At 41.1% G+C, this 13,136-nt stretch carries 12 protein-coding genes; 4 read left to right on the top strand and 8 right to left on the bottom strand.

Features of this window, described 5'->3' with window-relative positions; genetic code table 11:
• Positions 1–63: 63 nt before the first annotated feature.
• From G0Q07_RS03640 to G0Q07_RS03630, 3 genes are all read right to left on the bottom strand, one after another.
• The gene (locus G0Q07_RS03640) at positions 64–1,335 is read right to left on the bottom strand and encodes an ABC transporter permease (protein ID WP_163344811.1); all 1,272 of its coding nucleotides are present in this window, start codon (positions 1,333–1,335) and stop codon (positions 64–66) included.
• A gap of 27 nt (positions 1,336–1,362) precedes the next feature.
• Positions 1,363–2,520: an ABC transporter permease gene (locus G0Q07_RS03635; protein WP_163344810.1), complete on the bottom strand. Its 1,158-nt coding sequence runs from the start codon at positions 2,518–2,520 to the stop codon at positions 1,363–1,365.
• A 211-nt stretch (positions 2,521–2,731) separates the two neighbouring features.
• Complete coding sequence (locus G0Q07_RS03630; RefSeq protein WP_317165137.1) at positions 2,732–3,517, bottom strand: ABC transporter ATP-binding protein; 786 nt, start codon at positions 3,515–3,517, stop codon at positions 2,732–2,734.
• 236 nt (positions 3,518–3,753) lie between these two features.
• Here G0Q07_RS03630 and G0Q07_RS03625 point away from each other — a divergent pair, with 236 nt between their 5' ends.
• From G0Q07_RS03625 to G0Q07_RS03610, 4 genes are all read left to right on the top strand, one after another.
• Positions 3,754–5,295: an NAD(P)/FAD-dependent oxidoreductase gene (locus tag G0Q07_RS03625; RefSeq protein WP_163344809.1), complete on the top strand. Its 1,542-nt coding sequence runs from the start codon at positions 3,754–3,756 to the stop codon at positions 5,293–5,295.
• A gap of 95 nt (positions 5,296–5,390) precedes the next feature.
• Positions 5,391–6,650, top strand: a complete 1,260-nt coding sequence (gene lysA, locus G0Q07_RS03620) for a diaminopimelate decarboxylase (RefSeq protein WP_163344808.1) — start codon at positions 5,391–5,393, stop codon at positions 6,648–6,650.
• 89 nt (positions 6,651–6,739) lie between these two features.
• Positions 6,740–7,849, top strand: coding sequence for a glycosyltransferase family 4 protein (locus G0Q07_RS03615; protein WP_163344807.1), 1,110 nt, complete (start codon positions 6,740–6,742; stop codon positions 7,847–7,849).
• Between the two features lies 1 nt (position 7,850).
• Positions 7,851–8,513 (top strand): L-threonylcarbamoyladenylate synthase, encoded by a 663-nt coding sequence (locus G0Q07_RS03610; RefSeq protein ID WP_317165139.1) that lies wholly within the window; start codon positions 7,851–7,853, stop codon positions 8,511–8,513.
• Between the two features lie 52 nt (positions 8,514–8,565).
• On the opposite strand, the gene G0Q07_RS03605 is transcribed toward G0Q07_RS03610, so the two are convergent.
• The 5 genes from G0Q07_RS03605 to rfbB all read right to left on the bottom strand — a co-directional run bounded on the left by G0Q07_RS03605 (position 8,566) and on the right by rfbB (position 13,068).
• Positions 8,566–9,270, bottom strand: a complete 705-nt coding sequence (locus tag G0Q07_RS03605; protein WP_163344805.1) for a head GIN domain-containing protein — start codon at positions 9,268–9,270, stop codon at positions 8,566–8,568.
• Positions 9,271–9,720: 450 nt separating this feature from the next.
• Positions 9,721–10,422, bottom strand: coding sequence for a MarC family protein (locus G0Q07_RS03600; protein WP_163344804.1), 702 nt, complete (start codon positions 10,420–10,422; stop codon positions 9,721–9,723).
• A gap of 143 nt (positions 10,423–10,565) precedes the next feature.
• On the bottom strand, positions 10,566–11,093 hold the full coding sequence (locus G0Q07_RS03595; RefSeq protein ID WP_163344803.1) for a ribosome maturation factor RimM: 528 nt from the start codon (positions 11,091–11,093) through the stop codon (positions 10,566–10,568).
• A gap of 166 nt (positions 11,094–11,259) precedes the next feature.
• Entirely contained in the window at positions 11,260–11,904 is a 645-nt protein-coding gene (locus G0Q07_RS03590) for a 30S ribosomal protein S16 (RefSeq protein WP_317165136.1), read from the bottom strand.
• 108 nt (positions 11,905–12,012) lie between these two features.
• Entirely contained in the window at positions 12,013–13,068 is a 1,056-nt protein-coding gene (gene rfbB / locus G0Q07_RS03585) for a dTDP-glucose 4,6-dehydratase (RefSeq protein WP_163344801.1), read from the bottom strand.
• Between the last annotated feature and the right edge of the window lie 68 nt (positions 13,069–13,136).

Genomic DNA, 13,136 nt, shown 5'->3' with positions numbered 1-13,136 from the left:
CAAGTTTTTGCATACTACCTACCATTCGCTCGGTTACTCATTAACTACTTTGCCTTGTGTAATCTACTCATCGCGCAAAGCATCAATCGGTTTAATACTTACGGCCCGGCGTGCGGGAATCAATCCGGCAAAAATTCCGGAAACCACTAATACTGAAAGTGCACCAATTGCCATTTGGAAACTAACCTCCGGGTGGCGAAAGAAAATATCATCGCCACTACCGGCATTCATTTCCAGCACCATATTCAGCAGTTCCAGCAATCCTACACCCAACGCTAAACCAATGTATCCGGCAATAACGGTGAGGAAAACACTTTCGGCAACAATGTGAAGAATTACTTTGCCGGGCGTGGCACCAATAGCGCGCTGGATACCTATTTCCTGGGTACGTTCTTTAATAATTACCAGCATAATATTACTTACCCCAATTACTCCGGCCAGCAAAGTTCCAATTCCCACAATCCAGGTTAAAAGCTGAATTCCGTTAAACAGTCCCATGTATTTTTTCCATTCCACTTCAATATTAAACGATCCAACAGCTTGTTGATCATCGGGAGCAACACTGTGGCGTTCTTTCATCAATTCTTTTAAACGATTTTCAACCTTGCTCACCGGCACTCCGGGTTGAGATGTTACCGAGAAAAAATGCACATCGTCGCCCATGTTAAAGGTTTTTTGCATGGTCGTGAAAGGCATTATTATGGTCTCGTTTTTTCTGCCACTGCCAATGTTTACACGGGTTTCGCCTTTTACCACACCAACTACCTGGAAATAAACACCGTTAATCTTCAGGTACTCACCAATCGGATCTTCATCTTCGTCAAATAGCACTTCCACTACTCGTTCGCCAATGTTTACCACTTTTCGTGTATGTTGGATATCGATGGTATTAATCAATCGCCCCTGCAGCGGAGTCCACGGATCAATCTTGAAAAACTCGGGGTAGTCGCCAAAAATATTGAAGGAACCTGTTTTTTTACCGCGAATTACGTTATCGCCATTTCCGCTTCGTGGCCCGAACAAACGCGGCGACAAATATTCAATATCGCTGATGTTGGCTTTTATATATTTTATATCTGTGTTTTTGTAGTTCCAGCGTCGTCCCCGTTGAAATCCTTTATAGGGTTTGCTAGTGGGTTCGGTCCAGAAAAATGCCGAGTTGGATGCGAATGCTTTTATTCCGTCCATCACCCCGTTCTCGAGGGCACGGCCGGCTCCCGACATAACTACCAGCATAAATATTCCCCAGAACACACCAAAAGCGGTCATAAAACTACGCATCCGGTTTTTCTTCAAGGCGCTTAATATTTCTTTCCAAAGGTCTAAGTCGAACATCGTTTTCTGCTTTTGTTTTTGTTTCTGTTATTCGTCGCGTAATGCTACAATCGGTTTGATCTTTGCAGCTCGTTTTGCCGGAATATAACCGGCAATAGCTCCGGCAACCACTAGTAACAATGTTGCCGACATGGCAATTCCCAGGTCTACCGTTGGGTTGCGGAACAAGGTTTCTCCGTTTCCGCCGTTAGTTGCTGCTGATGCCTCAAATTGTTTCTCCACAACAAAATTCAATCCCTCCATCAGCCCGGTTCCAAGCACCAAACCAATATATCCGGCGATGGTTGTAATCATTACAGCTTCCAAAAGAATCAATCCAATTACTGAGGCAGGACTGGCACCGATGGCTTTACGGATACCAATTTCTTTCGTACGCTCTTTTACCACAATCAGCATGATGTTACTTACGCCAACCACACCGGCAATGAGGGTGCCTATTCCGATTATCCAAATAAAAATATCAATGGCCTGGAAAATCTTCATGGTTTGAATCACGTCTTCCAGTTTGTTGTACGATCCCAAAGCGGAATCATCGGTAGCATCGAATTTATGTTTGCGCGCCAGTGTTTCCCGCACACGCTTTTCAATGGCCTGGCTTTCTTCCAGTGTTTCGGCATTTATAGTTAATGCAAAATTGTGCAGGCGGTTGGAGCCGTTAAATACTTTTTGCCCGGTTGTTACTGGAATGTATGCATTTCGGTGACGAGTACCACCTCCTTCTGTGCAAATTCCAACCACTTTAAACGGAATATTATTTACACGAACATATTCACCAATAGCCTCTTTCCCATCAAAAAGTGCATCGTAAATATCTTTTCCCAATACCACCGATTTTCGTGTCTGCTTGATATCAACCTGGTTCACAAAACGGCCGTCAACAATATCTATCGACTCCACATCTTTTAAATCAGGGTGACAGGTTACTGCAGTGTACTCGCCGTATTCATTTCCGTATGAAAAAAGGTTGCCACCAATAAAATACCGACCCGAAGTTTTTTCAATTCCTTCCAGGTCTTTCAGAATATCGTAATCGGCATTGGTAAATCGAATTTCGCGTCCTTCCTGCATTCCCTTATAAGGAATACTTGTGCGGCCAGTCCATAGCCACATAGCATTTACGGCATCGCGCATAAAGTTTTGCGACACACCATTGCTTAAACCATTACCGGCTCCCAACAAGATCATTAGCATGAAAATCCCCAGGCAACACTAAATCCGGTAAGGAAAGTGCGCATTTTATTTTTTTTGATGGTGGCAAAAATCTCCTGCCATTTATCAATATCGAACATGATAGCTTAAGTTTAAAGTGAAAAGTTACAAGTTGAGCACAGCTAAGCTGGGCGAAATCCCGACTGAAACGTCGGGAGCAAACTGAAAACGGTGACTGAATACTTCCTTAAGCAGTTTCCAATTCTTTGGCGTACTGATTCTGAAAGTTTTTTAACTCGCCGTTTTTAATGATCTCATCGATCCGGCCATCTTTCAAACGGACAATTTTCTGAGTCATCGAAGCAATATCATGCTCGTGCGTTACCAGAATAACTGTAATTCCGTCGTTGTTAATTTCTTTCAGAATATCCATTACTTCGTACGAAGTGCTGGTGTCGAGTGCACCGGTTGGTTCGTCGGCAAAAATAATTTTTGGCTGAGAGATAAGCGAACGTGCAATGGCAACACGTTGTTTTTGTCCGCCCGACATTTCGCTGGGCAAATGCGTTGCCCAATCCAACAAACCAACTTTATCGAGGTATTCCTCTGCAATTTTGTTTCGCTTTTTACGATTTACTCCTTGGTAATACAACGGAAGGGCCACATTCTCCATGGCGTTTTTAAAGGAAATAAGGTTGAAAGACTGAAATACAAAACCTACCAACTCGTTTCTTAATTGGGCAGCTTTCTTTTCCGACATGTCCTTTATCAGCGATCCGTTTAAATAATACGACCCTTCGTCGTAATTATCTAAAATACCTAGGATATTTAATAGGGTTGATTTTCCGGAACCCGAAGACCCCATAATGGAAACGAATTCTCCTGTTTCAATTTCGAGGTCGATTCCTTTTAATACATGCAACGAGTTACTCCCCGTTACGTACGACTTGTGAACATTGTTTAGACTAATCATGGCTTGAACTTGTTTTTTCGAAGGAATTCCCCCGAGATTGTTTTTTGTTTTTGTTTTCATGTTAAAATTGACTAAAAAAAGGTTTACCCTTATCATTTTTTCGATGAACAGCCCGTTTTAACATGTAAAAAAATGAACTTGAACGTTTTTTGTTTTTTATGGCTTTAAAGCTTGCTCGTTGTTTCAGTTATGGGACGCACAACTTTTTGTTACGTTACAACGAAATATCGTTTTTTAGAAATGCCTGGCATAAACCTATAATCTTTCCGTATTTTTGATTTCTAATATTTCAGGAAATGGGAACAACAACAGTTTCACTAAAATTGCCTACCGACTTCAGTCCGGAATTGCTTCAAAGCAGAATCGCCAAAACACTTCGTATTAAAAATTTTTCGTACCAGCTGGAGACCAAAAGCCTCGATGCCCGAAATAAATCGAATATCCACTGGCTGGTAAAAGCGGTTGTAACATCCTCGGAGATGAAGGGTGATGAACACATTGAAAAGGAGAAACTGGAAATACCGTACAAAAAAAGCAACAAAAAAATTGTGGTTGTGGGAAGTGGTCCGGCAGGATTTTTCAATGCTTTGGTATTGCAAAAAGCTGGATTTGAGGTTACATTGATTGAGCGTGGATCGGATGTCGGAACACGAAGCAAAGCCATTTCCAGCTTTGAGCGAACCGGTGTTTTTAATCCGCAAAACAATTACGCTTTTGGCGAAGGTGGCGCAGGAACATTTTCTGACGGGAAACTGACTTCGCGATCCAAACGCATTTCAAAAGAGAAACAATTTATCCTGTCAAGTTACGTGGAAGCCGGTGCACCGGAGGAGATTTTATACATGACCCACCCACATTTGGGAACCGACAACCTTCGAAAAATTGTGCAGAATTTGCGTGAATCTTTTGAGAGTCTTGGAGGTAAATTTCTGTTTGAAACAATGTTGGAAGATGTGGTAATAACCAATTCAAAAGTAAAAGAGGTTATTTCATCCAAAGGTAATTTTCCTGCTGATGCGCTTTTTATTGCGCCCGGCCATTCTGCTTTCGAAACCTATAAAATGTTGATCAAAAGAGGCATTCCTTTCCGCACTAAAAACTTTGCCATTGGCAGCCGGATGGAACACACGCAGGAAACCATAAATAAAGCGCAATGGGGACAACCAAAACTTCCGGGCGTTAAAGCGGCCGAATACCGTCTTACTTCGCAGGCTGATGGCAAACATTCGGTTTTTTCGTTTTGTATGTGCCCGGGCGGCATGGTTGTTCCGGCAGCAGCTTACGAACACACCAACATCGTTAATGGCATGAGCTATTATAAACGCAACGGCAATTTCGCTAATGCTGCCTGTGTTGCAGCAATTCATCCCGATGAGCTGGCAGGTAAAACAGTTTCTGCAATTGAAGCGCTGGACAATCTGCAAAAACTGGAAGAAAGTTTTTATCAATATGCAGCGGGTTATGCAGCACCGGCGTGTTCTATTAACGACTTCCTGAAACAAAAAGGAAAAGGATCGCAGTTTGAAACCAGTTACCCACTGGGATTAAAACCGGCTCCGCTGTGGGAATTGCTGCCCCAACAGGTTGTTGAATCGATGCAAGTTGGCTTGCAGGATTTTATGCGTAAAATGCGGGGATTTGAAAACGGCAATTTGTTGGGTCTCGAAAGTAAAACTTCATCTCCGGTTCAGGTTATTCGCGACAGAAATGGGCTATGCGAAGGATTCGACAATTTATACATGGTTGGAGAAGGAAGCGGATATGCAGGCGGAATTATTTCGAGTGCCGCCGACGGGATTAAAGCGGCCACGCACTACATTGAAACCAAATCATTGTAAACTTCCGGTTAATTAGGCTGTTCTTTATTTAGATTGATTCTATTAATTACACGAAAAGAATTAGTTTTGTAGTCCTTAAAATAATACGACAAAACATGGCAGTTAAAGATTTACCTTTTAGTAAAGAACAGCTTGATAGCATTATTGAAAACCACCCTACTCCATTTCATATTTATGATGAAAAAGCGATTCGTGAGAATGCGCGTTATTTCAAAAACGCCTTTTCGTGGAACGAAGGATTTAAGGAATATTATGCGATTAAAGCAGCTCCAAATCCATATTTGATGAAGATCTTAAAGGAAGAAGGATTTGGTATCGACTGTAGTTCTGTTGCTGAGTTAGAGCTGGCAAAACGAGTTGGAATGAGTGGCGATGAAATTATGCTTACCTCCAACGATACTCCGGCTTACGAATTTCAGCTTGCAAAAGATTTAGGTGCCATTATCAACCTCGACGATATTTCTCATATTGATTTTGTGGAAAAAAACGTTGGATTGCCGGATACCATTTGTATGCGCTATAATCCGGGCAGTTTAAAAGAGGGCAACCTGATTATCGGTCATCCGGAAGAAGCCAAATATGGTTTTACGCACGATCAAATGATTGAAGGGTACCGCATACTAAAAGAAAAAGGTGTTAAACATTTTGGTATTCACACCATGGTAGCTTCAAACGAACTTGATTCAAGTTACTTTGTGGAAACTGCAGAGCTGCTGTTTAAACTAATTGTTGAGGTTTACGAAAAAACCGGTGTGAAGATCGAATTTGTGAACATGGGTGGTGGAATTGGAATTCCATATAAACCGGGCGAAAAACCGGTAGACCTGGAGTTTGTTAGTGCGGGAGTAAAAAAACACTACGACGATATTCTTATTAAGGCCGGACTTGCTCCATTGAAATTATTTTTTGAATCGGGTCGTGCCATAACCGGACCTTACGGTTACCTGGTAACCAAAGTTCGCCACATTAAAAAAACATATAAAACCTATGCCGGACTGGATGCCTGCATGACTAATCTGATGCGCCCTGCACTTTATGGAGCTTACCATCATATTACCGTTATGGGGAAAGAAAATGATGAGGCAACAATAAAATACGACGTTACCGGATCGTTGTGCGAAAACAACGATAAATTTGCCATCGATCGCATGTTGCCGGAAATTGAGCCGGATGATATTCTTGTTATTCACGATACCGGAGCACATGGTCACTCAATGGGATTTAATTACAATGGCAAACTAAAATCTGCCGAGTTGTTACTTCGCGAGAATGGAAATGTGGCAGAAATCCGACGTGCAGAAACTCTCGAGGATTATTTTGCGACACTCGACTTCGATGGTGTGAAACACTTTTAAAAAAAGGAATACTTCACAATAAATTAATGAGGCCGGGCAACAAAACCCGGCCTTTTTTGTATTTTTAAAAGCACACTAAACAGCAAACAATGAAAATAGGATACGACGCAAAACGAGCATTTCTGAATACCTCCGGGTTGGGCAATTATAGCCGAAATACGTTGAATGCTCTTAAGAAATATTTTCCGGAGCACGACTACTCTCTTTATACTCCTGAGATAAAAACAGAGATGTTGGAAGAACAGGAAAAATTCGAGATAATAGCTCCAGATCATAGTCAGTCAGGTTTTAAAAAAGCAATTTGGCGTTCGGTGCAACTTAGCGAAGAAATTCAGGGACACAATCTTGACGTGTTCCATGGATTGAGCAATGAACTTCCCAAAGGAATTCATAAAACCTCCATCCCAACGCTGGTAACTATTCACGATCTGATTTTTATTCGTTATCCGCAATTTTATAAAACCCTCGACCGCGCTATTTATTTCCGAAAAACAAAATATGCCTGTAATGCCGCTACACGAATTTTAGCTATCAGTCAGCAAACCAAAGACGATATTATCGATTTTGTTGATGTTGATCCGGAGAAAATTGAAATTATCCACCAGGCTATTTCTCCCCTATTTTTCGAAAATGCCAACACCGGGCAAATCAAAGAGAAATACAAATTACCTAACGAATTTGTACTTGCAGTTGGCACGGTGGAGGAACGCAAAAATCAACTCTCGATTATAAAAGCATTGGTAGAAAGAAACATCGATATGCCGCTGGTGTTGGTAGGAAATCCAACATCGTATTGTAACGACATACATAAATACATTGCAGAAAAGCAACTTCATAACCGTGTAATTTTTCTGAAAAATATTCCTGAAGAAGACCTGGCGGGTATTTATCAGTTGGCACAACTTTCGATTTACATTTCGGTATTCGAGGGTTTTGGACTGCCTGTTATCGAATCGATGGCATGTGGCTGTCCGGTAATTACATCTAACGCTTCATGTTTACCGGAGACGGCCGGTGGTGCAGCAGTACTTTGCTCGCCACAAAACATAGAGGATCTTGGTAACAAAATTGAAAAAATTCTTACTGATACGAATTTCCGCAAAGAATTAATTTTAAAAGGGCGGGAAAGGGCCAATGAATTTCAACCCAAAAAATATGTTGAAAAATTGATTTCTTTGTACGCTGAATTAATAAAGTAATATATCCACCTATCGGCGCTTTGTTCTGATTATCCGACATTGGCGGCAGGAGCGCCGAAGAAGCGACAGAGGTTACGATAAGCTACACAAACAAAGGATTATGCATGACGATATAAAAAAAGCAGTTGAGGTGTTGAAAAACGGAGGAATAATTCTTTACCCAACCGACACCATTTGGGGCATTGGCTGCGATGCCACTGATGAAAAAGCAGTGAAACGCATTTACGACATAAAAAAACGTGAAGACTCGAAAAGTATGCTTGTATTGATGGAAAACCCGGCATTACTTGATCGTTATGTGGATGAAGTGCCGGAAGTTGCCTGGGATTTGGTTGAGATTAGTACAACTCCGCTAACCGTTATTTACCCCGGAGCAAAAAATCTGGCCGCCAATTTAATTGCCGACGATGGCAGTATCGGCATCCGTTTTACCAAAGAGGATTTTACACGCCAGTTACTACAGCGTTTTCGCCGGCCAATAGTTTCCACATCAGCAAATATAAGTGGAGAGAAATCGCCGGACTTTTTTGATGCTATTTCGGAAGAAATAAAAGATGCGGTTGATTACGTTGTTGAATTCCGCCAGGAAGATCGCTCTTCATCAAAACCATCGAGCATTATAAAACTGAGACCGGGCGGACAAATCGATATTCTCAGAAAATAAATAGGCCACCTGAAAAACAGATGGCCCATTAATTCGTTTCTGTTCTATTCTATCACATACTTTTCACTCTTCCTGAGCCGGCTACCGAAGCATCAACAGTTGGATTACCTTTGTTATACACGCTTCCTGAACCGGCAATTCGTGCTTTCACCGAACCATTTGATCTAACGTTACAATTGCCCGACCCTGATGTGCTAACCGTAACATCTTCCGCTTCAAATCCGTCGGCCTTACAATTACCCGAACCGGAAATTGAAACGTTTAGTTCTTTTGCAACTCCATCGCCAGCTATTCGAATATTACCCGAGCCGGAAATGCTTCCTTTTACTTTATCCGATGTTAGATCATCAATTTCAATATTTCCACTGCCACTAACAGCCAAATCGATTATCCTTGCGTTAATTTCGTCGGCTAAAATGTCTCCAGACCCTGAGACTCCCAGTGCATCAACGTCCGGCACACTAATGTAAATATCGATTTTTCCGGGTTTGTAATTGCGTTGAAAAATACTTCTACCCGGAAAACGAATCACCAGTTTACTTCCATTTACTTCAGTAATAATATCTTCAAGAGTCGACTTTTTAGCAACTATCCGCACGCTTTGTGTGCTGCCTTGCTCTAAATGAACGGTTGCCGGTATGCGCAAATTAATTTCCGAAAAACTTGAAACATCGCGTGTTTCTTCTTCTGCCTGAACAGTTGAGGCAATAAACAAGCCCATTACAAAAAGGCTCAATAATAAAATTCTGGTTTTCATGCGATTAAATTGTTTATGCGATAAGCATCGTATAGAATTCGCATTTTACTTTTTATAATTACTATTGGTGCGATTCCAGTTAAATGCTCATTTCATGTAATTATTATTTAAATTTTCTGCTTATTTTTTTCATTGTTAAGAATAATAATTGACGATTATAAGTCGTATTCAGCCAAAATACTGCCCTGCCAATAGCCTTACAACATTTTAATGACGTGCAAACCCGCACAAAGTTGCACACGAGGTAAAAATAATTTTATCTTTTATTTTTTATACCAAGTAATCCGGAGCTGATTGTTGTTTGTAAATTAATTTGAACTGAAAAACGAAGGAATAGAATGTTGATTACAATGTTGCACAATGTGTGAAATTCTTCCACGATATTTACCCCATTTCAACGCTCTAATGATGTTGATTGTAAGTATATTTAGAAAACCACGAAATACCCTGTTAAATATTATTTCCGGCCTCTGTAACCGTACCATTTTCTTCAATTAAAGGAGAAGCACCATTAATCCATGTAGGGAATGCACTGCCTAAACCTTCCAGAATAAACTGAATGGCAATTGCAGTAACAATAATACCAAATAAGCGAGAAATGGCAGTGAATACCAATGGGTCTATCCTTTTATCCAACCAGCTTGAGGACATCAGGCTAAGCAACAACAAGAATAAAGTAAAAACAAGAACAACGGTTAATAATATGGAATCCGTCCAGTTATTAAGACCTCCTCCAAACAAAATAAGTGTGGTAATTGAACCGGGACCAACAATAAAGGGAATAACCATAGGCACAAATATCTGCCTGAATTTCATCTTGGCAATATACAGGGCTGATCCTTCTTCAAGTTCTTGAGAACCCATTTTTACATTTTGTCCGTCAATCATTCTTATCCCTGTAAGTAATAACAGGATGCCGCCAGCTACTTTAAAAACTACCAAATCGATGGAGAAAAACTGCAAAATATATTTTCCAGCCAGTAAAAACATAACGAGCATAATAACACTCACACCAATGGTTAACCACGCGAGTCTGGTTTTTACTTGTGTCGACACATCCTGGGTGAGCTCTGACCACATGGGAACAATGGCCACCGGATTGACAATGGCTACAATGGCCGCCAAAAAATTTAGATAAAAATTCCAATTCATCCTGGTTGACTTTTTTATTTGACCATGTCTTTTGAAAGAATTGTGCCATTGTATAACAGCATTGAGAAAAATGCCAGATGACTATTGAATTCATCCACCACGAAATGATACTAAGGAATACTTGTGCAGATTTTGAGCCTCAATTAAGCGTCGATCAATCCGTCGGGTAAATTTAGCGTTAAGGTACTTTCATTTTCGCTATACGAAACCAATATCTCCTCATGAAACGGGATCAACAATTCTTCGCCCCTGTACGAAACGGTAAAAACAATATTCCCTGAATAATCCTCAACCTGGTCGATTATACCAATTTCGCCCAACTTGCTATCGATTAGCATCAGTCCTTCAAACATCGATTCTGTTTCTTCCTGCTCGTCGATAATCTCTGAATGAAACAAGTAAGCTCCGGCGCCGATCAGTCGTTTGGCATATTTTTCATCGTCAACCCAGTCGAATTTGACAATGGCCGATTTTGACGACCGGAAACGGAAACCATCTTTTTCAAGAAAGAAAGGAACAAGCAAACCATCGAGCTCAACAAAAAAGCGGTCGCTTTCTTCCACTGAATATTCAAACTGTTCGTCAAACTCCAGAACTACTTCACCATGTACGCCGTGCGTTTTTCTGAAGAATCCAACTTTTTGGCAATCGGTTTTAGGTATCGTTTCCATACTTCAAAAGTAAAGCATTTTTACCTTGAAACGCTAGTTGCCAGTAGAAAGTTCCAAAAATGTGCGACATAATTTTTTCCCGGGAAGGCCAAATGATACCATAATACACAAAAAAACCACCTGCCAATCGACAAGTGGTTTTTTATAATAAGATGAGTTCTCTTTCTTAAGATTTCGCACCTTTTTCTTCTTCCGAAGCGCCTTCTTCTGCAGCAGGTGCTTCAGCTTTTGGAGTTTCAACTTCCGGGGTTTCAACTTCCGGAGTTTCAGCTTCCGGAGTTTCTTCAACTTCAGCGCTTGCTTCTTCTTCTGCAGCGGCTTCTGCTCTTTCAGCAGCAACGGCAGCTTCAGCTTCAGCAACTAATTCTGCTTCTCTTGCAGCAATAGCAGCAGCTCTGTCTTCGTTGATTTTCTTCTCAGCATCCAATTGTTTTTGAGTCTCAGCATCAGCTTCACCTTTCAGACGATCAATTTTTGCCTGAATTTTAGCTTCTTTTTCTGAAAGCCAATTCTCTAAACGTTTTTCAGCTTCAGCTTCATCGAAAGCTCCTTTTTTAACTCCACCCGCAAGGTGTTTTTTGTACATTACACCTTTGTAAGACAAAATTGCTCTTACAGTGTCGGTTGGTTGTGCGCCTTTAACAAGCCAGTCGTAAGCTTTGTCAAAATCGAGATCGATAGTAGCAGGATCAGTGTTAGGATTGTACGTGCCAATTCTTTCAATGTACCTGCCATCTCGTGGCGCCCTGCTATCAGCTACTACAATATGGTAGTATGCGTAGCGTTTGCGACCGTGTCGCGTTAATCTCATTTTTACTGGCATAATTCTATTTTAAATTTTGAAAAATGTGGCGCAAAGATAGTATAAAAATCTGTTCCTGAAAGTTTTGCCCCGAATTTTATACGACGCTTTTGTCACTTATCTTTTAACGTATTGTTGCTCGTAATATTTTTGGTAATCGCCTGATGTAACATTCTCCAGCCATTCCGTATTTTCGAGGTACCAGTCGATGGTCTTTTCAATACCTTCCTCAAACTGCAACGATGGTTCCCAGCCCAATTCGTTTTTAATTTTTGTGGCATCGATGGCGTAACGCAAATCGTGGCCGGCACGGTCTTTCACATAGGTAATCAGCTTTTCCGATTCACCTTCCGGGCGGCCAAGTTTTTCATCCATTTTGCGACACATCACGCGAATCAAATCGATGTTCGTCCACTCGTTAAACCCGCCAATATTGTAGGTTTCGTTAATTTTGCCTTTGTGGAAAATTACATCGATAGCGCGGGCATGATCAACCACCCAAAGCCAGTCGCGTACGTTTTCGCCTTTACCGTAAACCGGAAGCGGTTTGTTGTTTTTAATATTGTGAATGAAGAGTGGAATCAACTTCTCGGGAAACTGAAACGACCCATAATTGTTTGAACAGTTTGAAATAACTGTTGGCACGCCAAAAGTATCGTTGTAGGCACGCACAAAATGGTCGGAACTGGCTTTTGATGCCGAGTACGGACTGTGCGGATCGTAAGCTGTTTCCTCAGTAAACATTCCCTCGTTGCCCAGCGAGCCGTAGACTTCATCGGTTGAAATATGGTAGAAACGTTTGGCGTCAAAATTGGCTGCCCAAATGTGTTTTGCAGCATTCAGTAAATTAACGGTGCCAATAACATTGGTAAAAACAAACTCGGAAGGATTCGAGATGGAACGATCGACATGCGATTCGGCAGCCAAATGAATGACCCCATCAAACTGACGTTCTTCAAACAGTTGCTGAATAAAATCGCTGTCTACAATATCGCCTTTTACGAATTCGTAATTTGGCTTGTCCTCAATATCTTTTAAATTATTGAGGTTACCTGCGTAAGTCAATTTATCGAGGTTTACAATGTTGTAATCGGGGTAGTTATTTACAAATAAACGAACCACATGCGAACCGATAAATCCGGCACCTCCGGTAATGAGAATTGTTTTCTTCATAATGTGTCTGTTTTCAGACAAAAATACAGGAATTGATCAAAATAAAACTGACAAAGGCTGTATTTCGA

This window comes from Draconibacterium halophilum, assembly GCF_010448835.1.
Taxonomy (GTDB): domain Bacteria; phylum Bacteroidota; class Bacteroidia; order Bacteroidales; family Prolixibacteraceae; genus Draconibacterium; species Draconibacterium halophilum.
This window is presented reverse-complemented; position numbering and strand designations above follow the sequence as displayed.